This window comes from Streptomyces sp. NBC_01352 (assembly GCF_036237295.1).
Taxonomy (GTDB): Bacteria; Actinomycetota; Actinomycetes; order Streptomycetales; family Streptomycetaceae; genus Streptomyces; species Streptomyces plumbiresistens.
Window position 1 is genome coordinate 8,257,051 of record NZ_CP108354.1, and the last position, 24,390, is coordinate 8,281,440.

Consider the following 24,390-nt stretch of genomic DNA (forward strand, 5'->3'; position numbering starts at 1 on the left):
ATACCGAGAGGAGGCGGAACCGTGACCGGGACCATGGCCCCCAGGCCCGTACATGACGAACATCATTCGGTCGGCGACCTCGTCGGACAGGCCACCGAACAGGTCTCCCGGCTGGTACGACAGGAAGTGGCCCTCGCCAAGGAGGAGCTTGCGCAGAAGGGCCGTCGCGCGGGGCGCGGCGGTGGGCTGCTCGGCGCCGCGGGCGCTGTCGCCTACGCCGGCTTCCTCGCCCTGGCCGCCACGGGTGCCGCCGCACTCTCGCTGGTACTGCCCGTCTGGGCGGCGGCGCTCATCGTGACGGCCGTCCTGTTCGTGCTCGCGGGCGTGCTCGCGGCGACCGGACGCGCCCAGCTGCGCCGTGCCACACCGCCCACGCCCGAGGAAGCACTCGGCAGCGTCAGGGCCGACGTCCAGGAGATCAGGGGAAGGGCACACCGATGACGGACAAGACAGCGCACGAGGTCGGCGCCAAGGGGCCCGACGAGCTGCGTCGGCAGATCGAGCGGACGCGGAGCGAACTCGGCGACACCGTGGAGGAGCTGGCCGGCAAGGTCGACGTCAAGGGGCGTGCGCGGGCACGGGCCGCGGACCTCCGGGACAAGGCGGGCGCGATGACGGTGCAGCTGCGCAGCAGTGCGGCGCAGGCCGGGCATACGGTCCAGGACCGGGCGAGTCATGCGGGGCATGCCGTTGAGCACAGCCTGCCCGGGCCGGTTCGCTCCGCCGTGCAGGTCGGGGTGCGGCATCCGCGGCCGGTGCTGGTTGTGGGGGCGGCGGCGGTGGGTGTGGTGGTCGTCGGAGAGGTGGTGCGGCGGCGTCACGGGCGGTGACGGTGCGGGTGCGGGTGCGGGCGCCGGGGTTGTCCTTGAGGTGGGTGACTTCGGCGCCCGGCGTCTGCGTGACCGACGCTGGGGGCTCCGCCCCCAGACCCCCGGCCTTCGCCCACCCACCACCCGACTCGGTCGGCTGTGGGGTTAGGCCTTGGTCCGACTCGGTCGGCTGAGTGGTGAGGTGGTGCCCCGCCGCCCCCGTCACTTCCCCCGTGCCGCCCGCAGCCTCGCCGGCCACTTCCTCGTGTCCCTCGGCTCCACGTACGGCTCCTCCGTCGGCGGGCGGCCGCCCGTGATCGCTCGCTCGCGTGCCAGCTCCGCGTCGAACTCCAGGCCCAGGAGGATCGCCATGTTGGTCAGCCAGAGCCAGACGAGGAAGACGATGGCGCCCGCGAGTGTGCCGTAAGTCTTGTTGTACGAGCCGAAGTTGGACGCGTACACGGCGAAACCGGCGGACGCGGCCAGCCAGATCAGGGTGGCGAGGACGCTGCCGGGGGAGATCCAACGGAAGCCGCGGCCACGGACGTTGGGGGCGGCCCAGTACAGCAGGGCGATCATCAGGACCACCAGTAGCAGCAGTACCGGCCACTTGGCGATGTCCCACACCGCGATCGCCTCGTCACCGAGCCCGATCGTCGTGCCGGCCCGCTCGGCCAGCGGCCCCGTGAACACCACAATCAGCGCGCTCGCGGCCAGCATCAGCATCAGCACCACGGTCAGCGCCAGCCTCAGCGGCGTGAGCTTCCACACCGGGCGGCCCTCCGGAAGGTCGTACACCGCGTTGGACGCGCGGATGAACGCGGCGACATACCCGGACGCCGACCACAGGGCGAAGAGCAGGCCGAGAACGGCCAGCACACTGCCGGTGCCGCCGCTGTCGCCGAGCTGGACCACCGCGTCCTGCAGGATGTCCCGGGCGGGGCCGGGGGCGAGGTCCCCGATGTTGTCGAGGATCTTGTCCGTGGCGCGCTGGCCGACCACACCCAGCAGGGACACCATCACCAGCAGCGCCGGGAAGAGCGACAGCACGCCGTAGTACGTCAACGCGGCCGCACGGTCGGAGAGTTCGTCGTCCAGCAACTCCTTGAACGTGCGCCCCACCACCGCCCGCCACGACCGTGCGGGCAACTCGGAGGGGCTGTCCGTCCCAGCGGTCTCGGATGTCTCGCCCTGCTCCACCGTCTCGGCCCTCTGGGCCTTCTCGTCCATGACCAGCCGGGTCTCCCGAATTCGCCGCCCGAATCGGCTACTTGACCTGAATCTTGGTTGAGGTTGAAGGGTGGGCGGTGCACGCATCCCGTACCGACCGACGGAGGCCCGCCATGACCCGCCGCACCGACACCCGCCGCACCGACACCCACCCCGACCTCACCCAGCCCGAGGTCGGCGCCGCCCTCTTCAGCACCTGGCGCATGGGCACCCCCGAGCGGCAGAAGCAGGCCGTCGAGGCGATCGCGCACACCTGGGAGCGCCGGCCCTGGCCCGCCGACGACCTGCTCGGCTACCACGTCTACACCGGGCACGACGGCGAGACGCTGATGCACCACTCGCAGTGGGCGAGCGAGTTGGCCTACGAGGCCTTCGTGAAGACCCGCCGGCAGGAACGAAACGACGAGATCGACACCGCCGTCCCGGACATCGAGCGCGTCGCACTCGACCGGTACCGGTACTACCGCGGGGAAGAGCGTGCCGCCTGCGACCAGCGTGTGCCGGGGCTGATCGTGACCGTGCGGATCGACTTCGAGCCCGGTGCGGCCGAGCGGCGCCGGGACTGGATCGACCTCCTGCTGCGCACCGCCCCCGGGCCGGTCGCCCACCGCGGACTGATCGCCGCCCACTTCCATCTGTCCACCGACGGCACCCACGTCCTCAACTACGCGGAGTGGGAGACCCCTCAGGCCTACGACAAGGCCCTCACCGTCCCCGTCGACGAGGAGCGGGAGCGGGTGCGGACTTACCCGGGTGTGCGGGGCTTCACGGGCAGGCGCTACGACCACGCCCTCGGTCTCGTGCCCCAGTGAGATCACCCCGGCTCCATCCGACAACTGAATGAGTCTGGACAAAAAAAGTTTTCGGTGAGAGGGTGGACCCATGCTGGACGTGACCGTGATCGAGGACCCCGAGGCCGCAGCCGCCTCCCTGGACCCCATAAGGGCCCGGCTGCTCGCCGAGCTGGCCGCAGGCCCCGCCTCGGCGGCCATGCTGGCCGGCAACGTCGGACTGCCCCGGCAGAAGGTCAACTACCACCTGAAGACCCTGGAGCGGCACGGCCTGGTCGAGCTGGCCGGGGAGCGCCGCAAGGGCAACGTCACCGAGCGGCTGATGCGGGCGACCGCCGCGTCGTACGTCATCTCACCGCTCGCGCTCGCCGCCGTGCAGCCGGACCCGGACCGCTTCCGGGACCAGCTCTCCGCGCGCTGGCTGCTCGCGCTCGGCGCCCGGCTCGTCCGGGACGTCGGCTCGCTGATCACCGGCGCGACGAAGGCCCGCAAGCGGCTGGCGACGTACGCGCTCGACGGCGAGGTCCGCTTCGCCTCGGCCGCCGACCGGGCCGCGTTCATCCAGGAGCTGACGGCGGGGATCACCGCGCTGATCCGCAAGTACGACGCTCCGGACACCGAGGACGGTCGGGATCACCGGATCGTCGTGGCCGTCCACCCCACGCTCAAGCCCACGCTCAAGCCCACGCTCAATCCCACGGTCGAGGACCGGCCGGTCCAGGAACCCGTCCCGGACACCGTCCCGGAACTCGACAGCTAGACCAGTCCGTACTCAGGAGCCCACCATGTCCAAGGAATTCGAGATCGCCCGCGAGTTTGAGGTCGATGCCTCACCGGAGGAGGTCTGGGAGGCCGTCACCGCCCAGACCGGCGGTTGGCTGTGGCCGATGGAGCCCCCCGAGCCGCGCGAGGGCGGCAAGGGCCCCTTCGGGTCCACGGTCACCGCCTGGGACCCGCCGCACCGCTACACCAACCGCGTCGAGAACGTCGAGGGCATCTCCGAACAGACCCTCAACCAGCTCGACTACACCATCGAGCCGCGCGACGAGGGCCGGCGTGCCTGGGTGCGGTACGTGCACAGCGGGATCTTCGTCGACGACTGGGACAACCAGTACGACGGCGCCGCCAAGCACACCGACTTCTACATGGCGACCCTGCGCCAGTATCTGATCCACTTCGCGCCCCGCACGGCCGCCTTCGCCACCTTCGACGGACCCGACGCCTCCAAGGCCACCGGTTCCTTCGCCGCCGTCGGCCGGGCGCTCGGCCTCGCGGACGACACCGCCGAGGGGGCGCGGGTGCGGGTCCGCGGCCCCGAGGACCAACTCCTCGACGCCGAGGTCGACTTCCGCAACCCGTACTTCCTCGGGCTGCGCACCGAGGGTGCCCTGATCCGCGTCTTCGGGCGCGACCACTGGGGTTACCCGGTCGGGATCAGCGTCCACGACTTCGCGCCGGGCGCGGACGCGGAGGCGGTCGAAACCGCCTGGAAGGGCTGGCTGAACGGAGTGTTCAGCCAGCCCCGGTAGAGCAACTGCGACCGACGGTCGGCGACTACGGCTTGAACCGCAGCACCTGCGGGTCGTGGTCGCTGATCTGGTCGTTGAACTCCGCGTTGACGTGCACGCTGTCGTACTCGAAGTCGCAGGAACGCCGGATCGACGGACTGATCAGGATCTGGTCGAGGACCTGGGCGTTGCCCTGGTAGACGTACGAGTAACGCTCGCTCTTCGGCAGCGACTTGATCGCCGACCAGAGCGCGCCGTCGCTCTCCAGGATCTCGGTGGTGCCGGAGAACTCGAAGTCGTTGATGTCACCGAGGGTGATGACGTCCGCGTTCTTCTGGGCGGCCAGGATGTCCTTGACGAACGCGTTCACCGCGGTCGCCTGGAGGGCGCGCTGGGTCTCCGAGCTGCGCGCCGGCGGCTGGTACTGCGAGGTCAGAGCCTGGTCGCCGCCCTTGGAGTTGAAGTGGTTGGCGATCACGAAGACCGTCCGGCCACGGAAGGAGAACTCGCCGGCCAGCGGCTTGCGGCTGCTCGTCCAGGCGGTGTTCGCCGGGTCGATGCGGCCCGGGGAGACCGTCAGCGCGGCCTTGCCGTGCTCCTTGGTGACGCCGGCGGCGGTGGTGGCGTCGCCGCCCGCGCGGTCGGTGAAGGAGACCCGCTCCGGGTTGAACAGGAACACCTGGCGGATGTTGCCGCCCGGCTCGCCGCCGTCGGTGTTGTTCGCCGGGTCGATGGAGCGCCAGTCGTACGTCGGGCCGCCGGCCGCGACGATGGCGTCGATCAGCTTGGTCACCGTCAGGTCGGCGGCGACCGTGCCGTCGTTCTTCGCGCCGTTGTTGTCCTGGATCTCCTCCAGGGACACGATGTCGGGCGACTTCAGGTTGTTCACGATCGCGGCGGCGTGCTCCTCGAAGGAGGCGTCGGACGGGTCGAGGTTCTCGACGTTGTACGTCGCGACCGCGAGCTCGCCGTTCTTCTGCTTCTCGGTGGTCTCGCGGGCCAGGCCGGCGCTCTTCAGCGTGCCGATCTTGTTGGCCACCAGGGTGTAGCCGCCGAACTGGTTGTAGTCCAGCGGGCCCGCGGTGCTGCCGGTGAGGACGTCGCCGACGTTCGCCTTCGGGAAGTCGGCGGTCGCGCCCAGGGACTGGATCTGGAGCCGGCCGGTGTTCTGCGACTCGTAGGAGCCGTAGACCGTGCCGCCGCGGCGGTTGCTGTTCTCGCGCGGCTTCACCGTGACCCACAGCTCGGTGAACGGGTCGGTGGCGCCGACCACGCGGGTGTCGGAGACCTGGACGTTCATGCCCTCCAGGGACTCGTAGTAGTCCAGGGCGTACTTCGACGGACGCAGGGTCAGAGCGTTGACCGAGCCGCTCGCGGCGGTGTCGCCGGCCGGGGCGTAGGCGCTCGGCACCGACCTGGCGTCGACGACGGTGGCGGCCGGGACCGCGTTGCCGCTGGAGACGACCGTCACCGTCGGGCGGACGATCTCCGTCACCGCCTGGTTGCCGGAGGCGGCGCCGCCCGGGACGAACTCCGTGATCGTGCCGGACACGGTCACCGCGTCACCGACCGCGACCTTCGGGGTGGAGCTGGTGAAGACGAAGACGCCCTCGCTGGTGGCGGGGTCGGCGTCCGGGTTCGGGTCCTGGATCCAGAAGCCTCTGGAGGAGCCGTAGGTGCGCACGCCGGTGACGATTCCGGCCACATCCGTGACCGCCTGGCCGGCGTACGGGGATATCCGGGTCGTGCCCTGGATGTCATGGATGCTCACGGCCGCCGCGTGCGCGGGCGAGGTGAGTACGACGGTGGAGGCCGCGGAACAGACGGCGGCGACGGTGAGCGCGGCGAGACGCACGGAAGACTTGCTCGGCAACGGGATCCCTCCGGGGACGTACATGGGCGCCGGGACGAGGGTGGAGCGAAAGGCGCGTATGACGCGCGTAGAAGCGAGTGAACACCTGTCCGCCCGGCTTCTACGCGCGTCAATCTCGTGCCTGCTCAGGCCACTTGTCAAGGTTTCAGCCATGTACGGCCCCGGACCGGGAGATGAACCGGGCGGCATGGGTGGAAAGCGGTCTAGGCTGAGCGGCTGAGTGGTACGACGCGCCTCTAGGAGAACCAGCCGATGTCAGACAGCGCCCCACTGCCGCCGGTGCGGCTGCACCCCGAAGCGGAGCTGGCGCGGGACGCCCTGTCCACGCCCCTGCTGTCACGGGCCGCGCGGCTCGCCCGCTGGGCCGGGCCGACGACGCGGATCGACGCCGGGGGCGGGCTCGTCGAAGAGCAGCTGCCCGAGGCGGCCGAGGTGCTCGGGCTGAGCGGGGACGACGCGGCGGCGTACGCGAGCGAGGCCTGGCGGGTCGCCGTCGACACTGGGCTCGTCGAGGTCGTCGACGAGGAAGCCGGCACCGTCACCGCGGGCGAGGAGCTGGCCGTGCTCACCGGCGGCGCCCCGCACGATGTGCTCGGTGTGTGGCTGGCGGCGCTGGAGACCGTGCTCGCCGACGCGAGCGTGCCGGACCTGGACGACCTGGTCGGCGCGATGGACGCGGGTGGCGAGGTCGACCTCTCGTCCCTGGACTGGGACCCGGAGGCCGAGGCCGAGTTCCTGGACGGCGTGCTCGGCAACCTCTACCTCCTCACCGCCGGCGAGGAGCGGCCCGGCACGGCATTCGTGCCACTGCCCGCGCTGGCCGCCTCGATGATCGTCCCCAGCGACATGGGCGAGCCCACCAACGACGTGCTGGAGCAGGTCTCCGACGCGATGATGCGGCTCGACGACCAGTTCCGGCTCCTCGAGCTGGTCGGGCTCGTGGCGTACCAGCCCGTCGACGAGGCGCTGATGGCAGACACCGACGAGGAGCCCGCCTCCCCGGTCGACGAGACCGACGTCTCCCGCTACGGCATGGTCCGGCTCACCCCGCTCGGCCTCTACGGACTCAGGGCCCGGCTCCTGGAGGCCGGGTTCGAGGCACCCGCGGTCGGCGACCTCGCCGACAAGGGCGCCGACGCGCTGCTCGACGGCACGGCCGCCTTCCCGCCCACCGCCGCCCAGGCCGAGACCGAGCAGTGGCTGGCGCGCCGCGAATCCCTCGCCGCCGCACGGGAGTTGCTGGCGGCAGCGCGGGGCCTGGACGCCGGGGCGCCGCTCAGGCGACTGCGCTGCCAGCAGGCGCTGTCCCTGGTGGGCGACGAGGCCGAGCCGGCCCTGCGCGAGGTCCTCGACGACCCCGAGCTCGGCGGACTGGCCCGGGTCTGGCTGGCCGAGCGGGGCGCCTCCGAGGTGCCCGCACCCTCCGAGGACCTGGTGTTCTGGCTGACCGTCGACACGCTCGCCGCGCAGCTCGCGGCCGAGGGCAACTCCGACGAGCTGAGGGGGCTGGTCGAGGGACTGGCCCAGCAGCACAGCGGGTTCTTCGCGGCGGCCTGGCGGGTCGACCACCCCGCCACGGCGGACGTGCTGGAGGCCATGGGGCGGCTGCACCCCGACAAGAGGATCGCGAAGGAAGCACGGAAGGCCGCGTTCAAGGCGCGGTCGCAGCAAGGGGGTTGAGCTGCGGGACCGCTCGGCGGTCCATGCTCGGCCGGAGGCGGCCGGGGCCCGCGCATCGGGGCCCCGGCCGCCTCTTCCGCGTCCTGACGCCCGGACATACGGTCCGGAGAGACGGCTCGGACATAGGGCTCGGACATAGGGCTCGGACATGCGGCTCGGAAACACGGCCCGACGCTCTCGGGAACTCGCACCTGCCGCAATTGCGACCTATATCTGATTAGCATTCAGAAATCCGCTTCCTGCGACTTTGTCGTACGTGGCGCACAGGTCCTGCGTGCAATCAACCGCGAGAGGAGGCCACATGGCCTCATCAGGCCGTCGTAGATCGCTGCTGCACCACACTTCTTCCCGACATGACCTCGAACTGCGTGCCGCGGCACCGCACTTCGGGCGGCGCCGCTTCTTCACGATCACCGCGGCGGCCGCCGCCCTCGCCTTCACCACCAACCTGCCGGCCCGGGGCGCGGCAGGTTCCTCCGAGCTCGACGCGGCGAGGATCCCCAGCGACCCGTTCACGCTCGGCATCGCCTCCGGAGACCCGCTGCCCCACTCCGTACTGCTGTGGACGCGGCTCGCCCCCGCCCCGTACCAGGCGGACGGCGGTCTGCCCGGGCAGTACGTCGCCGTCCAGTGGGAGGTGGCCACCGACGAACGCTTCGCCCTGACCGTCCGCACCGGCGTCGCCATCGCCTACCCCGAGTACAACCACAGCCTGCACGTCGAGGTCGACGGCCTCGACCCCGACCGCGTCTACTACTACCGGTTCAAGGCCGGAACCTGGATCAGCGAGACGGGCCGCACCCGCACGGCGCCCGCCACCACGGCCGCCGCCGCGACGCTCACCTACGCCGCCGTCGCCTGCCAGGCCTACTTCGACGGGTACTACACGGTGCACCGCCATCTCGCCCAGGACGACGTCGACGTGGTGTTCCATCTCGGCGACTACCTGTACGAGTACGCCGTGAACTCCGTGGGCGGCCACCGGAACTACACCGACCGCAAGCTGCCCGACCTCTTCAACCACGAGGCCACGACCCTGGAGGACTACCGGCTGCGCTACGCCCTCTACAAGAGCGACCCGGACCTGCGGGCGGTCCACGCGGCCCACCCCTTCGTCATCACCTGGGACGACCACGAGACCGAGAACAACTACGCGGGCGTCATCAGCGAGAACAACGACCCGCCGGAGACGTTCCTGCTGCGCCGCGCCGCCGCCTACCGGGCGCACTGGGAGAACCATCCGCTGCGCAACGCACAACTGCCCAGCGGCCCGGACATGCGGCTCTACCGCAGGCTCCACTGGGGCACGCTCGCCCAGTTCGACGTCCTCGACACCCGCCAGTACCGTTCCGACCAGTTGTACAACGACACCAAACACGTCGTCGTCGGCCCCGAGGTGGACGACCCGAGCCGCACCATGACGGGGGCGGCGCAGGAGAGCTGGCTGATCGACGGCTGGCACGCCTCCGAGGCCCTGTGGAACGTGATGCCGCAACAGGTCTGCTTCTCCCAGCGCAAACTCGACCTCAACGCGGAGGCGAAGATGTCCATGGACGCCTGGGACGGCTACCGGGCCTCGCGCCGGCGGATCCTCGACGGCGCGAAATCGGCCGGGGTCGAGAACCTGGTGGTGATGACCGGGGACGTGCACGTCGGGTACGCCTTCGACATCAAGGACGACTTCGACGATCCGGCGTCCACGACCCTGGGCACGGAGATCGTCGCCACGTCGGTGGCGAGCGGCCGGGACGGCGCCGAGAGGCCACCCACCTGGGACACGTACCTCAAGGCCAACCCGCATCTGAAGTTCTACGACGGGCGGCGCGGCTATGTGAGGGTCACGCTGGACCGTCAGAAGGCGCGGGCCGACTTCAGGACCGTGTCCGCCGTGACGACGCCGGGCGCGCCGATCACGACCGCCGCGTCCTTCGTGACCGAGGCCGGCAACCCCGGACTCAAGCCCGCGTGACACCCGTACTGGTGCGTCGACACCCGTACCGGTGCGTCGACACCCGTACTGGGCTGTCGGCCCGTCAGCATCCGATACTCCGCCGGGCGGGCCCTTCATGTCGTCCAATGCGCGGAACGGGCGGGAACCGGACATCTTCTGAGCCCTCTTCGGCAAAACCTAGGGTTTCGAGGCCCTTCTGCCACCGAAACCCGAGGAGACGCCTGATGGTCCACAGACACGCCGGAGCCTGCTGTGCCGCCTTGACGGTGCTCGGCGCGCTCGTGCTCGCGGGGCTGCCCCACGCCGCGGCCGCCGAGCCCCCCGCGCCGACACCGGCACCCTCCGCCGCCGAGACGCTCGGCGCCGACAAGCCGTCGCCCGCAGTCTTGCGCGCGCTGGTGCGCGACCTGGGCCTGACGGACACGCAGGCCAGGACGCGCCTGGTGAACGAGGCCGAGGCGGGCACGCGCGCCGGCCGGCTCCAGAACGCGCTGGGCAAGCACTTCGCGGGAGCATGGGTGAGCGGCGCGACCTCCGCCGACCTGACCGTCGCGACCACCGACGCCGCGGACGTCCCCGCCATCGAGGCCGACGGGGCGAAGGCGGCGGTCGTCAAGACCGCGCTGGAGGACCTGAGGAAGACCAAGACGAAGCTGGACGGCGCCGTGACCGGCAAGGCCCTCGACACGCCGGTGCGGTACGTCGACGTACGGACCAACCGGGTGACGGTCCAGGCGACGAGCCGTGCCGCCGCGGACACGCTCATCGCCGCCGCCGGAGTCACCGCCGGGCTCGTGGACGTCAAGGTGTCGGCGGAGCAGCCTCGCGCCCTGCACGACGTACGGGGCGGTGACGCCTTCTACATCGACGACCAGGCCCGCTGCTCCGTGGGATTCTCCGTCACCAAGGGCGAGCAGCAGGGCTTCGCCACGGCCGGTCACTGCGGCAAGGCGGGCGCCACGACCACCGGCTTCAACAAGGTCGCCCAGGGCACCTTCCAGAACTCCGTCTTCCCCGGCCAGGACATGGCGTGGGTGGGTGTCAACAGCGACTGGACCGCAACACCCGCCGTCAAGGGGGAGGGTGACGAGAACGTGCAGACCGCCGGCTCGGTGCAGGCCCTGGCGGGCGCCGCGGTCTGCCGGTCCGGGTCGACCACCGGCTGGCACTGCGGAACGATCGAGCAGCACGACACCAGCGTCAGCTATTCCGAGGGCACCGTCGACGGCGTGACCCGCACCACGGTGTGCGCCGAGCCGGGTGACTCCGGCGGCTCCTACATCTCCGGCACCCAGGCCCAGGGCGTCACGTCGGGGGGCTCCGGCGACTGCACGAGCGGCGGAACGACCTACTACCAGCCGATCAACCCGGTGCTCAGCGCCTACGGCCTCACTCTCAAGACCGGCGCGGCCGAGAGCGGTACCCCGGCCCCCCAGGACGGCCAGGCGGGCGGCTGGGCCGTGGGCCAGGTCTACGAGGTCGGCGCGCGGGTCACGTACGACGGCGTCTCCTACCAGTGCCTGCAGGCGCATCAGGCGCAGGGCGCGTGGCAGCCCGCCCTCACTCCGGCCCTGTGGCAGCGCGTCTGACGACCACGACGATGCCGCGGCGCGAGGCCCGGGTCCGCGGACCCGGGCCTCGCGCCGCGACATCGGCCGCGTCCGGCAGGTCTCCTAGGCCTCGGCCAGCACCGCGTACGCGGTCGACACGAAGGTGTCGCGGGCGCGGAAGCGGCGGGTGCACAGGGCGGCCAGCGCCGTTCCGGTGTCGGGCCGGAAGCCCAGGAAGGCCTGTTGCCCGAGGGTGGCCCCGCAGTGGAAGTACATCGGGCCGTGCTCCATGGGGTGCTGGAACCAGGCCACCGTGTGCACATGCCGGTGCCCGAGACCGCGTCGCAGCACGGGGCGGCGCACCGCCCGCAGCGCAGCGGTGAGGGACCGGCCCGCCGGATCCAGATGTGCTTCGAGGAACGTGAGCAGGTCGTGCGGGGTGGCGCGGACGGCGCCGGCCGCCTGGAAGCCGCCGATGGTCAGCCCGGGCGTGGGGGTCGTGCCGTCCCTGCGGTGTCCGGTGGCGTCGGTGTCCGGGCCGCCGGGCGACAGGGCGGTGTCGCCCAGCCCGAGGGGCCGCAACACGTGAGCGGTGAGCAGGTCGTCCCACGGGGTCGCGGTGGCCGCCGCCAGGGCGTGACCGAGCACGGCGACGCCGAAGTTGGAGTAGTGCCAGCGGGTGCCGGGCCGGCGGCGCTGCCGATGGCGCAGAAAGGCGTCGACCACCCGTTCCGCGGGATAGCGGGCGTAGGGGTCGGTACGCCACGCGGGCAGCGCCCGGACGAAGAAGTCGGCGGGCAGGGCGGGCAGTCCGGAGGTGTGGGTGATCAGGTGGGCGAGCGTGATGGGCTCGTCCTGGCGGGCGCGCCGGGCCGGGTCGAGAAGGGCGGCGGCCGGCTCTCCGGCGGACAGCAGACCCGTCCGCGTCAGGTGGGCCAGCAGCAGTCCGGTGAACGTCTTGGACGCCGACCCCAGTTCGTAGCGCAGTCGATGGCGCGGAACGGGCGGGGCCGGCGCGGTGCCGCCGCAGCGTACGGTGCGGTGACCGTGCCGGGAGAGCGCGAAGACTACGTCGGGCGCGTCCACGGCGCCGACGGCCGCGTCCAGCCGCCGCACCGTCTCGCCGTCCGGAGCGGCGTCCGTCGGCGGCCCGTCGAACGGGAACGGTCCGGTGACGCCGAGCGGATCGCCCGGCCAGGGGGCGGGCCGCGTGGTCATGCGGGTGCGTGCGCCAGCCGCGTCATGGCGCGGGAGGTGGCCAGTACGGAGGCGAAGGCGGCGACCAGTGTCGGGTGGTAGACGATGTCGAACACCTCGTCGGGGTCGCCCTCGGGCATGGTGCGGATGGCGGGCATCGCGCCGTCGGGCTGTTGGGCGGCGGCGAAGCCCTCCCAGGCCCGCTCGTCCCAGGTGGGGCGAGGCAGGCAGGCGTCGACGACGAGCAGTTCGCCGAGCAGGTCCCAGCGTTGCAGGTCCAGCCAGTCGTCCAGCCAGGCCGGCAGCCAGGTCGCGAGATAGTCGGCGATCTGCGGCGGCAGACCGTCGGGGTGCTCTCCCCAGTTGGTCAGGTGGAAGACGGTGTGGGTGATGTCGTAGGCGGTGTGCCCTTCGACCGTCCAGGGTTCGGGTGTGCGCCCCAGCCACGTCTCGGGGACGATGTCGGCTTCCGGCGGTCGGGGCGGCAGGCCGAAACGGCGCTGGTACGCGGACAGTCCGAGGCGGCGGACCGGCGCCATCTCGAGGGCGGCGTGGCTCTCCAGACGCTGGTTGAGCAGGAAGGCCTGCTCGGCCTCGGGATGGCTGTAGCCCAGTTCCTTGAACGGGAGGTACACCTCGAAGGGAACGGGCGACAGGGGCTCGGTCGCCTGGCCGAGCACCAGCATCCGGCCGCCGTCCAGTGTGTGACGCCAGGCGTGGTCGACCAACTGCCGTGCCAGCTGGGCCTGTCGCGATCCGGCGACCCCTTCGCGGAACAACACCTTGCAGATCAGGGCCAGTTCGGCGACCGGTTTGAAGCGCTCCAGAAAGCCCACCTCGGGATCGACGTCCGGCTCCAGCCGGAACCCGTCGCGGTGGGCGTACAGCCACTCGAGGGCGCCGGCCCCGACGTTGTGGATGAGACGGGTGCTGGTCATCTCGCCACTCCTTGTCCACTCCGCACCGCCGCGCCGTCCGCGCCGTCCTCCGCGGCCTCGCGCAGACGGTTGATGGTCAGCACGGCGGCGAAGACCGTCATCAGTGTCGAGTGGTAGCAGTCGATGAAGTCGTGCGCGCCGGTACGGCCGCCGCGGCCGGCGCCGACCTCCGGGACGGCCCCGGAGTCGTCCTGCGCCACCGCGAGCCTCGCCCAGGAGTCCTGGGACAGGGCGCGCTCCGGCGGGCCCGGCAGACTGCTCGCCACGGCCAGTAGTTCGCAGCTCAGATCCCACTGCTCGTCCTCCAGGCAGGTGTCGAGCCAGGGCGGCAGCCACTGCCGGAGGTAGGCCGCAACAGGCGGGGGGACGGCCTGCGGGGTCAGGCCCCAGTCGGTGAGATGGAAGACCACATGGGTGAGCGTGTAGCCGGCGGCTCGCTCGAAGGTCCATGGCTCCGGCAGACCGGCGAGCCACGTGCGTCGCAAGGCCTCCGGCATGTCCCCGTGTTCCGGGATGCCGCTGCGGCGCTCGGAGTTGAGCACGCTCAGGCGCCGGTTCGGTTGCTGCTCCGTCACCTGCCAGCCTCGGGTGAGGGCCACCGTCGCGGTGGCGCTCTCGTAGCCGGCGTGGCGCAGGCCCGCCGACGCGAACGCCGCGTAGACCTCCAGCGGGTACGTCGCGAAGGGCTCCAGGCGCTGCAACTCGACGAAGAGGGCGCCGCGCCCGGTCTGTTGCCACGCGAACGCCAACAGGTCGGAGGCGGTCACATGGAGCGGGTCGGCCGGATCGGTGTGCCGACGTACGCAGACGCACACCTGGGCCAGTTCGCCGAGGGGCTTCCAGGTGCGGTTCACATCGCCACGTTCGGCCAGCGCGTCCTCGCCGAGCCGGAATCCGTCGCGGTGGGCGGACACCCAGGCCAGCGCGGCCTCGGCCATCCTCCGGACCTGGCGCGCCTCCTGGACCTCATGCGCCGTCACACCCGCACTCCGGCCCGCATCAGCTGCGCGGCCTGGACCTGCAGCGCCACGCGTGCGTCGTCGCGGCCCATCTGCGCCACGAACTCCAGGCCGGTGTCCAGCCCCAGCGTTTCGGGCACGCCGTCGAGGAGGACCAGCCAGCGTCCCGCTCCGGCCGCCTGGAGCCAGTCGCGGCGGCGGACCGCCCGGACGAATCCCCGGGAGACGTCGACGGGACGCCCGCGTGCCACGCGGGCCACCGCGCAGTCCTCGTCGGGGAGCGCGAGCGGGGCGAGCACGGCGAGTTGGTGGGTCAGGAACTGCCAGGGGGCATCGTCGAGCCACGCCGCGTCGGGCTCGGCGTCGAGGTCCCAGTCGCCGTCGAGGGACGCGTCCAGCCGCAGGAGCGCCCGTCTCATGGCCCAGTGGCTCCACACCGAGGTGGGAGAGGCGCCCGCGGGTGGCGGGTAGGCGTGTACGGCTTTGCTGAACATGCTGAGATCGTCGGACTCGCAGGGCGCGTGGCGCAGAACGCTCGGCAGGACGGCATCCGCTCCCACCACCCGTACGGCGGCAAGGGCCAGACCGGCGGTCACCTCGGGGTCGTCCCCCTCCGCGACGCTGCCCGCGAGCCGAAACGGGTCCCCGCTCCGAAGAGCGGAGACCAGTTCCGACGTAAGGCCCTGCACCGCGCCCGCGAGGCGGGTCGAAGTGCCTGACTTCTCCATTCGGTTTCTCCCGTCAGCCCTTCTTCGGACGTGGCGTCGGAGGCGACAGCAGGATGTTGCTCGACGCGCCCGTCAGGGCGAGCGCCGCGCACTGGCGGCTGTCGCGGTAGTAGCCGTCGGCCTCGACCGGGTCGAGAGCCGCTTCCACGTCGATCCCTTGGACCTCGGTGAGGTCGTCGAGCAGAAACTCGGTGGCAGACATACCACCATCTCCTTTGTGAGAGATGTGCGTGTCTTCTCCCATGTCACCGCATCTGGCCGACTTATGCAAAAAGGATTGATATGTCCCGGTTGGTCTGGGCTTCAAATTCCTGCGCGCGAGTAGTTGAACGACTGACGTCGCCGGGTGTTCAACCGGCGTTCAGGCCTGGGCGGGACGGTGGCGCGGACCGAGGTCCGCCACCCTCCACGGCATACCCCCCGTCACAGGAGACAGCATGTCGCTCACCCGCAGGGACTTCGCCAGAACATCCGCGATCACCGGTGCCGGTGTCGCGCTGGCGGGCAGCGTCGGCGCCCTCGCCACCGCTCCGAACGCCCTCGCGTCCACGGAGACCGAGAACACACAGGAGTCGGCGGACATCCACGGCGGTGTCGGTTACGGGCCGTTGGTCCCCGACCCGAAGGGCATCCTCGCGCTGCCCGCCGGGTTCAAGTACCGCGTCATCACCTACAGCGGGAAGACCAAGCTCGAGTCGGGCGAGTTCACCCCGTCCAACCACGACGGCACGGCCACCTTCGCCGGCCCGCGCGGCACCACCCTCCTCGTCAACAACCACGAGCTGAAGGGCCCGCGCGCCAACTGGAAGTACCCGGTGCCCCTCACCGAGGGCCTCGTCTACGACCCGGCCGCCTCCGGCGGCTGCACCGTCGTCGAGGTGCGCCCCGACGGACGCGTCGCCGAATGGGTCGGCATCGCCGGCACCTCCACCAACTGCGCGGGCGGCAGCACCCCTTGGGGTACCTGGCTCACCTGCGAGGAGAACTCCGACAAGGCCGGCGTCAACGGCATGACCAAGGACCACGGCTACGTCTTCGAGGTCGACCCGGGCGACCGGCGCGCCAACCAGAACCCCAAGCCCCTGAAGTTCTTCGGCCGTTACGACCACGAGGCCGTCGTCATCGACCCCAAGCGCGGCCACGCCTACCTCACCGAGGACGCCTCGAACCCCAACGGCCTCTTCTTCCGCTGGACCCCGCCCCAGGGCTTCGAGTACGGCCGCGGCAAGTTCCGCACCCTCGCCGACGACGCCGGCGTCCTCCAGGCCCCGAAGTGCTACGACTCCGGCGGCACGTTCGTCGACGACCTCTCCCGCGCCACCAGGATCGGCACGGTGTACGGCGTCGACTGGGTCGACGTCCCCGACCGCGACGCCAGGACCGTAGCCGTGCGCAAGCAGTTCGGCGCCGGTGAGATCACCCGCGCCCGCAAGCTGGAGGGTATGTGGTGGGGCGACGGCGGCGCCTACATCGTCTCCTCGTACGCCCGCGCGGAGAGCCCCGCCCAGCACGACGGCCAGGTCTGGTTCTACGACCCCAGGCGCCGCACCCTGACGCTGAAGGTCCTGCTCGGCGTGAACCCCGACCCGTCCGTCGACGGCGCCTTCGACGGCCCCGACAACATCACCGTCTCCCCGTACGGCGGCCTGGTCCTCGCGGAGGACGGCGAGGGAATCTCCCACCTCTTCGGCGCGACGGACAGCGGCCGCACGTACCCCATCGCCCGCAATGACCTGAACGTCGGCACCGAAGAGGAGCCGGAATACAGCGAGTTCGCCGGCGTCACCTTCTCGCCCGACGGCAAGACCCTGTACGCGAACATCCAGAGTCCGGGCATCCTGCTCGCCATCACCGGGCCGTGGAAGCGCCAGAAGCGGTAGAACGCAGGGTCACTCGGGTGGGCCCGCAGCAACCGGTGCAGCCTCGCGGGGACTGCGAACCAGCGGGCCGAGGCAAGGAGACGGCGGCACGGCGAGGGCTCCCCGAGCCGTGCCTCCGTCGTGCATGGCAGGAGCGGCGCCCCCGCTGCGGTGAGCGCGATGGCGGTGACCCGGAATCTGCGGAACTTCGACCAGGTCGGTGTCCCGGCCGAGGTCGCGCGCTCGCGGAGCCCGTCCGGACATTGGTGCTCGTCGTCCGTTCGGGCTCGATGTCCTGCTCGCGGCTGTCCGACCGCTCGGAGCTCAACCGGGCCGACGCGGCGGCGATCTTCGGTACGCGGACGCGGATCTCGTCGAGTTCGGCACGAGCAGCAACGAGGTGCCGCTGAGAACCCCGGCCGGGCACCGGGCGGGTACCGGACGGGCAACGGCCCGTCGGGCAAGGCGAACCGGCATGCCTTCGGGGGACTTTCGGACGCCGCTTTCCGGATGGTTCCGCTGCTCGGGGCGGTGCGGGACGCCGACCGGCCGTGGGTGGCCGGACGCCGGCCCTGGACGGATCGTGCACTGACATCTAACATTTCAGTTCATGGAGGCCATGCGACCGGTGCCGCGCACCCTGCTCAGGGACCGCGCCTATGAAGCCATCAGGGACGCCATCGTCGCGGGGGAGATCGAACCCGGCGCGGTGGTGCGGGACGCCGAGCTCGCCGAGCGGCTCGGGCTGTCCCGGGCGCCGGTGCGGGAGGCGTTCTCCCGGCTGGTCGACGAGGGGCTGCTGGAGAGCAAACCGCAGAGCTACACGCGGGTGACGCCGGTGGTGGCCTCCGACGTACGGGACGCCGCCGCCGTGGTCGGCGCCATGCACGAGTTGGTCACGCGGGTCGCCGTGCCCCGGCTCTTCGCCGCGGACGTCGAGGCGATGCGCGCGGCCAACGAGCGGTTCGCGGCCGCCGTGAGCGCGGGCGACGTGGACAACGCCCTGCGCGCAGACGACGAACTGCACGACGTTCTCGTCCGCGTCAGCGGCAATCGTGCCGCCGCGGCCACCGCCGCCCGCTACACCCCCCTCATCCGCCGCCTGGAGCGACGACGCTTCGGCGAGGGCGGCAACTGTCTTTCGGCCGGTCTGCACGAGCGGCTGATCGAGTCCTGTGCGGCCGGCGACGTGGACACCGCGGTCCGTGTCACCGCGGAGATCTGGCGAGGGCTGGCCGAACTCGCCGACAGCGACTGATCCAGAACCCGGGAGGACCCATGTCCCTTTCCCCCTCTTCCCCCTCTTCCTCTGCCTCTTCTTCCCTTTCTCTTTCTTCCTACGACCGCTACCCCCTCCTCTTCGGGCCGTCGCCCGTGCACCCCCTGGAGCGGCTCACCGCGCACCTCGGCGGTGCCGCCCTGTGGGCCAAGCGCGAGGACTGCAACTCCGGTGTCGCGTACGGCGGCAACAAGACGCGCAAGCTGGAGTACCTGGTCGCCGACGCGCTCGCCAAGGGGTGCGACACGCTGGTCTCGATCGGCGGGGTGCAGTCGAACCACACCCGGCAGGTCGCCGCCTGTGCCGCCCGTGCCGGGCTCAAGTGCGTTCTGGTGCAGGAGAGTTGGGTGGAGTGGCCCGACGCCGTGTACGACAAGGTCGGCAACATCCTGATCAGCCGCCTCGCCGGAGCCGACGTGCGGCTGGTGAAGGCCGGCTTCGGCATCGGCTTCAAGGAGAGCTGGGAGCAGGCGCTCAGGGAGGTCGAGGAGGGCGGCGGAAAGCCGTACGCCATCCCCGCCGGCGCCTCCGACCACCCGCTCGGCGGCCTCGGCTTCGCCGGATGGGCGTACGAAGTCGCCGAGCAGGAACAGGAGTTGGGCGTCTTCTTCGACACCGTCGTGGTGTGCTCGGTGACCGGGTCCACCCAGGCCGGCATGGTCGCCGGGTTCCGTGCGCTGGAGCAGGCGGGCGGGCGGCAGCGGCGCGTCATCGGCATCGACGCGTCGGCGGCGCCCGCCCGCACCCGGGAGCAGATCGCCCGGATCGCCCACAACACCGGCCAACTCATCGGCGTACAGAAGGAGTTGACCGAGGCGGACGTCGAGCTGGACGACCGGTATCACGCGGGCACGTACGGCATCCCCGACGAGACCACACTGGACGCGATGCGCCTCGCGGCCCGCACCGAGGGGATGGTCACCGACCCCGTGTACGAGGGGAAGTCGATGGCCGGGATGGTGGACCTGGTGGCGCGGGGCGAGATCGCCCGTGAATCCACCGTGCTCTACGCCCACCTGGGCGGGCAGCCCGCGCTCAACGCCTACAGCGCGCTCTTCTAGCCGGGGGTGCCGCCGAGCAGCAGCAGGTCACCGCTACGTTGACGACGGTGGAGTCGACGCCGACCATCAGGTAGGGAGAGTGCGTCGCAGGTCGGGGACGTTTGCAAGGAGATGCTGGATGCCGCAGGTCAGACCCATGCGCGCGGATGCCCGTCGCAACTACGAGCGGTTGCTGAAGGTGGCCGCCGAGGCCTTCGCCGAGCACGGGGAGGGCGCGTCGCTCGACGACATCGCGAAGCGGGCGGGGGTCGGGTCCGGCACGCTGTACCGGCACTTTCCGACGCGGCAGGCGCTGCTGGAGGCGGCCTACGTCGAGCGCATCGAGGCGATCGCGGCGCGTGCGGACGAGCTCGCCGGGCACCTGCCGCCCGGCGAGGCGCTGATGGAGTGGCTGAACGAACTCGGCGTCGGGATGATCCAGGTCCGAGGCCTGAAGGCGCTGCTCGGCTCGACCGTCACGGACGGCAGCTCGGCCGCGGCCACGCTGTGCGCCGACACGATGAGGTCGGCGGTGACGCGGCTGGTGGAGGCGGCGCAGCGGGAGGGCACGCTGCGGCCGGACGTCGAGCCGATCGAGGTGCTGCGGCTGGCGCACGGCGTGGCGACGGCGTCGGAGCTGGCGGACGGGGAGGGGAAGGCGATCCGGCGGTATCTGGCGTTGCTGACGGAAGGGCTGCGGCCGGGGACGTGAGGTCGGCGGGCGCCCCGACGAGGGGGCGCCCCCGAAGCCGTACCGGAAACTACAGCGACTGCGCGCCCGGCTTCACCATGTTGCGGACCGTGCGGGCCTTCACGAAGTCGCCCATCGCTGTCATCTCCCACTCGCCGGAGAACTGCTTGATCAGCTTGGCCATCAGGACGCCGGTCTGCGGTTCGGCGGTGGTGAGGTCGAAGCGGACCAGTTCCTCGCCGCTCGCGGCGTCCAGGAGGCGGCAGTACGCCTTGGCGACCTCGGTGAACTTCTGGCCGGAGAAGGAGTTGACGGTGAAGACCAGGCCGGTGACCTCCTGCGGGAGCCGGCCGAGGTCGACGACGATCACCTCGTCGTCACCGCCGCCCTCACCGGTGAGGTTGTCGCCGGAGTGCTTGATCGCGCCGCCCACGATGGACAGCTTGCCGAAGTAGCAGCTGTCGATGTGGTTGCGCTGCGGGCCGTAGGCGATGACCGAGGCGTCCAGGTCGATGTCCTTGCCGCGGTAGGCCGGTTCCCAGCCGAGGCCCATCTTGACCTGGGAGAGGAGCGGGCGGCCGCCCTTGACCAGGGAGACGGTCTGGTTCTTCTGGAGGCTGACCCGGCCCTTGTCGAGGTTGATCTTCCCGGTGCCGGGGGCGGCGGCGGGCGGGGCCGGGGGAGCGGCCGGCGGCGGGGGCGTGGTGACGCGCGGGTCCAGCGGCGGGGCCGGCGGTGCCACCGGGGTCTGCATGGCCGGCGCCGGCGGGGCGACCGGCTGGGCGGCCGGCGCGGCGGGCTCCTCGACCGAGACGCCGAAGTCGGTGGCGATGCCGGCCAGGCCGTTCGAGTAGCCCTGGCCGACGGCGCGGGCCTTCCAGGCGCCGTTGCGCAGATACACCTCGACGATGACCAGGGCGGTCTCGGTGCCGAGCTGCGGGGGCGTGAACGTGGCCAGGACGCTGTTGTCGTCCGCGTTGCGGATGGTGGCCGTCGGTTCGATGCCCTGGAAGGTCTGGCCGGCCGCGTCCGGGCTGGCGGTGACCACGATCTTCTCGATGCCCGGGGGGACGGCGCCGGTGTCGACGATGATCGCGTCGGGGGCCGTACCGCCGCCGGAGCGGTAGGTCACGCCGGGGCCCGTGGGCTGGTTGTAGAAGATGAAGTCGTCGTCGGAGCGCACCTTGCCGTCGGCGGTGAGCAGCAGGCTCGATACGTCGAGCCGCACCGGGGCGGCGACGTCCACCGTCACGCGGGCGGCGGGCAGAGGGATGTTCGAGCCGGGGGTCATAGCTGTCATGCCCGGTTGAACGAGCGAGGGCGTTTTACCGTTCCCTTACCCGAGGCCAATCGGGTAGGTGTCCGTCGCCCGGGGGCCGAGCCCGACGAGAGGGCCCTGCCCCCGGGTGACGGATCAGGCACCTACTTGAGGTACACGATGCCGTCCGTGGTGACCGCCGGACGTCCCGAGGTGCCGACGACCACGATCTTGACCGTGTGCTTGGCACTGGTGGACCAGCTCTTGGTCCAGATCGCGTCGCGGTACTTCGTGGTCGACGACTTCAGGTCGACGGTCGCCGTCTTGACACCGTCGACGTAGACGTACGCCTGGCCGGAGGTGGCCGCCCGGGACACCACCCACGCGACCGAGCGACCGGTGAAGGTCCAGGTCAGCGCGGCGTTCTTGGAGGAGCTGGAGTACGACCTGCCGCCCAGGTAGCTGGTGGAGGACTTGCTCGCCCAGGTGCCGGACTTCACGGCCGAGGTCTCCTGGAGGACGACCGGCGTGCGGGCGACGGACGCCGTGGCGGTGTTGCCCGCCTGGTCGGTGGCGGTCATGGACCAGGTGGTCGCCACGCCGGACTTGGCCGTGTGGTTCGCGGTGGTCACCGTCGGGCCGTAGGTCGCGGTGACCGGGGCGGTCAGCCTGACCTGCTTCAGCGCGGCACTGTCGGTCGCCTTCCAGGTCAGCTTCAGCGGCACGGCCGTGGTGTTCACCGTGCCGGTGCGCAGGACGAGGCTCGGCTTGGTGGTGAAGGACGGGGCGGTCGTCTCGGCGACGACGGTGGCGGCCGAGGAAAGGGCCGTCCTGCCTGACTGGTGGGTGGCACGCACCTGGACCTTGTGCGTGCCCACCGCCAGCGTGGCCTTCGCGGAGGTGGCGGTGCCCGCGGTCGTGGCCGCGGTCTTGCCGTCGACGAGGAGCTCGTACTTCGTGATCAGCGACGACGGGGTGGTGGCCGCCCAGCCCACGGTGACGCCGGCCTTGGTGTAGTACGTCGTGCCCGAGACGCCGCCGCTGACCGACTTGATCGTCAGCCCGGCGACGGGTCCGGCGGCCCAGGCGCGGAGGGTGGGCAGCTTGGCGTAGAGCGAGTCGCCGGGGCACTGCGTGTTGTAGCCGTCACGGTGACCGTGGATGGTCGGGAAGCTCAACTGCGCGCCTGCAGCCCAGGACTTGCGGAAGTAGTTGGTGCCGTCCGCCCCCGCGGTGAGGGTGGTGGTGCCGTTCGGGTTGACGCCGTACTGGCCGAGCTTCCAGGCTGCGATCTTGGCGACCGAGACCATGGCGGCCTGGCTCGGCGCCACGTCCGTGTAGGTGCCGAGCACCGAGATGCCGGTGGTCTCGGAGTTGAAGCCGAAGGCGTGGGCGCCCATGACGGGCCTGTCGACACCGCCCTTGCGGCCCTCGTAGACGGTGCCGCACTTGTCGACGAGGAAGTTGTAGCCGATGTCTTTCCACTTCAGGTCCAGGCTGGTGACGTGATACGCGTAGATGCCGCGTACGACGGCCGGCGCCTCGGCGCAGGTGTAGGCGTTGCTCTCTGCGGTGTGGTGGACCACCACCGCCTTGATCTTCCCGCCCGGCAGATAGCCCGGTTCCTCGGGGCTGATCGACTCGTCCGCGCCCCATCCGGCACGTGAGGTGATCGCGGGACGGGGCGCGGTGGACGGCGGGGCCGTGGGCGCCGTGGCCCTCGGGCTCGCGGAGGTCGAGGTCGGCGCGGAGGTCGTCGGCGTCTGGGTGGCGCCAGTCGGGGCCGAGGTCGTGGGAGCCGTCGTCGTCGGGGTCGACGAGTCGCTGGGCTCGGTGGTGGTCGCGGTCTCGCTCGCCGCGGTGTCCGAAGGAGTGGGCTCGCCCGGGTCGGCCGTCGCCGACGAGGTCTCGGTCGGGTCGGCGACGAAGGCCGCCGGTTCCATCCCGCCCGTCGCGCCCTCACCCGGGTCGATCATGTCCAGCCGCAGCCCCGCGGGCAGCCGGCCGGAGCTGCGTCCGCCCGCGGTGACCCGTACCTCGACGCCGTCGGACGGTCCCACCCACGCCGGTTCGGTGCCGCCGCGCCGGGCCGTGCTCTCGCCCTGCCCGCTGTCGCCGTCGAGCCGCAGCCACGTCGACCACTGTCCGCTCCCGGTGGCCCGGGTGCGTGCCTCGATGGTGCCGGTGACCCGGACCGAGGGGTCGGCCCAGGTGATGCCGAGCATGCTGAACGGCTTGGTGTCCTGCTGCTTCAAGGCCGCCCGGGTGCCGCGCTCCGCCGTCGGCAGCGCGACCGTACGGGACTGGGTCGTGACCGGGCCCGGCTTGCCGTCGCTCCGCGCGCTGTCGGCGGACTCGCCCGGGACGCCCTGGAACACGAGAGCTGCGGAGAGCGCGGCCACGGCCGCGGCGGCCGCACCCCAGAGGTATCTAGGTCTACCCATAGTGGTCTTGTGCCGTCCTTCGTGAAGATGTGAGGCGAACGAGGTCAGTGGGGCGGGCCGCAGCCAAAGGGAAAGGGGCGCCGGGAGGGAGACTCCCGACACCCCTGAATAGTTGTGTGTCCGTCAGATCTTCGCGCGGTGTGGCATCCATTCGGCCGTAAGCCAGGATGCGCGGTATGAATCCCAGTCCGTTCCTGGTCGTCCCCGCCATGCTGTGGACCGCCGTCGCCGCCCTCGCGGTGCTCGCGGTGCTCGTGCTCTTCGTCCGGTCGGTCCGCCGGGAGCCGGAGCCGGCGTCCGATGCGTGGGACCCGTTCGGCACGGGCTTCCCGGTCATCGCCCTCGCGGCGGTCGCCGCGTTCACGGTCGCCGCCGCCGTCCAGGGCCACTTCTCTCTCGGGGACACCGGGTTGGGCATCCTGTGGCCGGTGATGGCGGCGACGGCCCTCGTGCACGCGGCAGGCCGGCGCGGTCGCTCCTGGCCCCGGTGGTCGGGCGCGGCCTTCGCCGCCGTGGGCGCCGCCCTCTACGGTTCGCTGCCGTTATGACGTCCTGCCCGACGCTGCCGATATGACCTCCTGCCCGACGCATGCCGCCGGGCAGGA

22 protein-coding genes and 1 pseudogene are annotated in these 24,390 nt (G+C 71.3%); 14 read left to right on the forward strand and 9 right to left on the reverse strand.

Annotated features, from left to right (window positions below; all coding sequences use genetic code 11):
• Positions 1-21: 21 nt before the first annotated feature.
• Together OG252_RS38015 and OG252_RS38020 are read left to right on the forward strand one after the other, a co-directional pair.
• The gene (locus OG252_RS38015; RefSeq protein ID WP_266441582.1) at positions 22-441 is read left to right on the forward strand and encodes a phage holin family protein; all 420 of its coding nucleotides are present in this window, start codon (positions 22-24) and stop codon (positions 439-441) included.
• Positions 438-830 (forward strand): DUF3618 domain-containing protein, encoded by a 393-nt coding sequence (locus OG252_RS38020; RefSeq protein WP_329341889.1) that lies wholly within the window; start codon positions 438-440, stop codon positions 828-830. Before OG252_RS38015 ends, OG252_RS38020 begins: the two co-directional genes overlap by 4 nt.
• A gap of 201 nt (positions 831-1,031) precedes the next feature.
• On the opposite strand, the gene OG252_RS38025 is transcribed toward OG252_RS38020, so the two are convergent.
• Positions 1,032-2,039, reverse strand: coding sequence for a YihY/virulence factor BrkB family protein (locus OG252_RS38025; protein WP_329341891.1), 1,008 nt, complete (start codon positions 2,037-2,039; stop codon positions 1,032-1,034).
• 113 nt (positions 2,040-2,152) lie between these two features.
• On the opposite strand from OG252_RS38025, the gene OG252_RS38030 reads away from it, so the two are divergent.
• From OG252_RS38030 to OG252_RS38040, 3 genes are all read left to right on the forward strand, one after another.
• Positions 2,153-2,851, forward strand: coding sequence for a hypothetical protein (locus OG252_RS38030; protein ID WP_329341893.1), 699 nt, complete (start codon positions 2,153-2,155; stop codon positions 2,849-2,851).
• Positions 2,852-2,921: 70 nt separating this feature from the next.
• A complete protein-coding gene (locus OG252_RS38035; protein WP_329341895.1) occupies positions 2,922-3,590 on the forward strand; it encodes an ArsR/SmtB family transcription factor in 669 nt (222 codons plus the stop codon).
• Positions 3,591-3,615: 25 nt separating this feature from the next.
• Positions 3,616-4,359, forward strand: coding sequence for an SRPBCC family protein (locus tag OG252_RS38040; protein ID WP_266441596.1), 744 nt, complete (start codon positions 3,616-3,618; stop codon positions 4,357-4,359).
• Between the two features lie 25 nt (positions 4,360-4,384).
• Here OG252_RS38040 and OG252_RS38045 read toward each other — a convergent pair whose 3' ends face one another.
• Positions 4,385-6,211, reverse strand: a complete 1,827-nt coding sequence (locus tag OG252_RS38045; RefSeq protein WP_329341898.1) for an endonuclease/exonuclease/phosphatase family protein — start codon at positions 6,209-6,211, stop codon at positions 4,385-4,387.
• Positions 6,212-6,463: 252 nt separating this feature from the next.
• On the opposite strand from OG252_RS38045, the gene OG252_RS38050 reads away from it, so the two are divergent.
• The 3 genes from OG252_RS38050 (at position 6,464) to OG252_RS38060 (ending at position 11,431) form a co-directional block, all read left to right on the forward strand.
• Positions 6,464-7,891, forward strand: a complete 1,428-nt coding sequence (locus OG252_RS38050) for a hypothetical protein (protein WP_329341900.1) — start codon at positions 6,464-6,466, stop codon at positions 7,889-7,891.
• 301 nt (positions 7,892-8,192) lie between these two features.
• Positions 8,193-9,860 (forward strand): alkaline phosphatase D family protein, encoded by a 1,668-nt coding sequence (locus OG252_RS38055; protein WP_329341903.1) that lies wholly within the window; start codon positions 8,193-8,195, stop codon positions 9,858-9,860.
• Between the two features lie 206 nt (positions 9,861-10,066).
• On the forward strand, positions 10,067-11,431 hold the full coding sequence (locus tag OG252_RS38060; protein WP_266441608.1) for a carbohydrate-binding protein: 1,365 nt from the start codon (positions 10,067-10,069) through the stop codon (positions 11,429-11,431).
• An 84-nt stretch (positions 11,432-11,515) separates the two neighbouring features.
• Here the strand turns inward: OG252_RS38060 and OG252_RS38065 are convergent, their stop codons facing one another.
• The 5 genes from OG252_RS38065 to OG252_RS38085 are packed head-to-tail and all read right to left on the reverse strand — an operon-like array spanning position 11,516 to position 15,416.
• Complete coding sequence (locus OG252_RS38065; RefSeq protein ID WP_266441611.1) at positions 11,516-12,610, reverse strand: serine hydrolase domain-containing protein; 1,095 nt, start codon at positions 12,608-12,610, stop codon at positions 11,516-11,518.
• On the reverse strand, positions 12,607-13,527 hold the full coding sequence (locus OG252_RS38070; RefSeq protein WP_266441614.1) for a DUF6895 family protein: 921 nt from the start codon (positions 13,525-13,527) through the stop codon (positions 12,607-12,609). Before OG252_RS38070 ends, OG252_RS38065 begins: the two co-directional genes overlap by 4 nt.
• Entirely contained in the window at positions 13,524-14,465 is a 942-nt protein-coding gene (locus OG252_RS38075; RefSeq protein WP_329345297.1) for a DUF6895 family protein, read from the reverse strand. The genes OG252_RS38070 and OG252_RS38075 overlap by 4 nt, the downstream gene beginning before the upstream one ends.
• Before the next feature lie 38 nt (positions 14,466-14,503).
• The gene (locus OG252_RS38080; RefSeq protein ID WP_329341907.1) at positions 14,504-15,214 is read right to left on the reverse strand and encodes a hypothetical protein; all 711 of its coding nucleotides are present in this window, start codon (positions 15,212-15,214) and stop codon (positions 14,504-14,506) included.
• Between the two features lie 13 nt (positions 15,215-15,227).
• Positions 15,228-15,416 carry a hypothetical protein gene (locus OG252_RS38085; RefSeq protein WP_266441620.1) on the reverse strand — a complete coding sequence of 63 codons (189 nt, stop codon included), beginning with the start codon at positions 15,414-15,416 and terminating at the stop codon, positions 15,228-15,230.
• 235 nt (positions 15,417-15,651) lie between these two features.
• Between OG252_RS38085 and OG252_RS38090 the strand changes: the two genes are divergently transcribed.
• The 5 genes and pseudogenes from OG252_RS38090 to OG252_RS38110 all read left to right on the forward strand — a co-directional run bounded on the left by OG252_RS38090 (position 15,652) and on the right by OG252_RS38110 (position 20,104).
• Positions 15,652-17,094, forward strand: a complete 1,443-nt coding sequence (locus OG252_RS38090; RefSeq protein WP_266441622.1) for an alkaline phosphatase PhoX — start codon at positions 15,652-15,654, stop codon at positions 17,092-17,094.
• Positions 17,095-17,241: 147 nt separating this feature from the next.
• Positions 17,242-17,634, forward strand: a pseudogene (locus OG252_RS38095) (TROVE domain-containing protein); the annotation flags it as partial.
• A gap of 49 nt (positions 17,635-17,683) precedes the next feature.
• Positions 17,684-18,331: a GntR family transcriptional regulator gene (locus OG252_RS38100; protein WP_266441625.1), complete on the forward strand. Its 648-nt coding sequence runs from the start codon at positions 17,684-17,686 to the stop codon at positions 18,329-18,331.
• A 20-nt stretch (positions 18,332-18,351) separates the two neighbouring features.
• Entirely contained in the window at positions 18,352-19,413 is a 1,062-nt protein-coding gene (locus OG252_RS38105; protein ID WP_329341911.1) for a 1-aminocyclopropane-1-carboxylate deaminase, read from the forward strand.
• Positions 19,414-19,531: 118 nt separating this feature from the next.
• Positions 19,532-20,104: a TetR/AcrR family transcriptional regulator gene (locus OG252_RS38110; RefSeq protein WP_266441629.1), complete on the forward strand. Its 573-nt coding sequence runs from the start codon at positions 19,532-19,534 to the stop codon at positions 20,102-20,104.
• 49 nt (positions 20,105-20,153) lie between these two features.
• Here OG252_RS38110 and OG252_RS38115 read toward each other — a convergent pair whose 3' ends face one another.
• Positions 20,154-21,374: a TerD family protein gene (locus OG252_RS38115; protein WP_266448669.1), complete on the reverse strand. Its 1,221-nt coding sequence runs from the start codon at positions 21,372-21,374 to the stop codon at positions 20,154-20,156.
• A 131-nt stretch (positions 21,375-21,505) separates the two neighbouring features.
• Complete coding sequence (locus tag OG252_RS38120) at positions 21,506-23,785, reverse strand: N-acetylmuramoyl-L-alanine amidase (protein ID WP_329341914.1); 2,280 nt, start codon at positions 23,783-23,785, stop codon at positions 21,506-21,508.
• 176 nt (positions 23,786-23,961) lie between these two features.
• On the opposite strand from OG252_RS38120, the gene OG252_RS38125 reads away from it, so the two are divergent.
• Positions 23,962-24,333: a hypothetical protein gene (locus OG252_RS38125; RefSeq protein ID WP_266441635.1), complete on the forward strand. Its 372-nt coding sequence runs from the start codon at positions 23,962-23,964 to the stop codon at positions 24,331-24,333.
• The last annotated feature ends 57 nt before the right edge of the window (positions 24,334-24,390 follow it).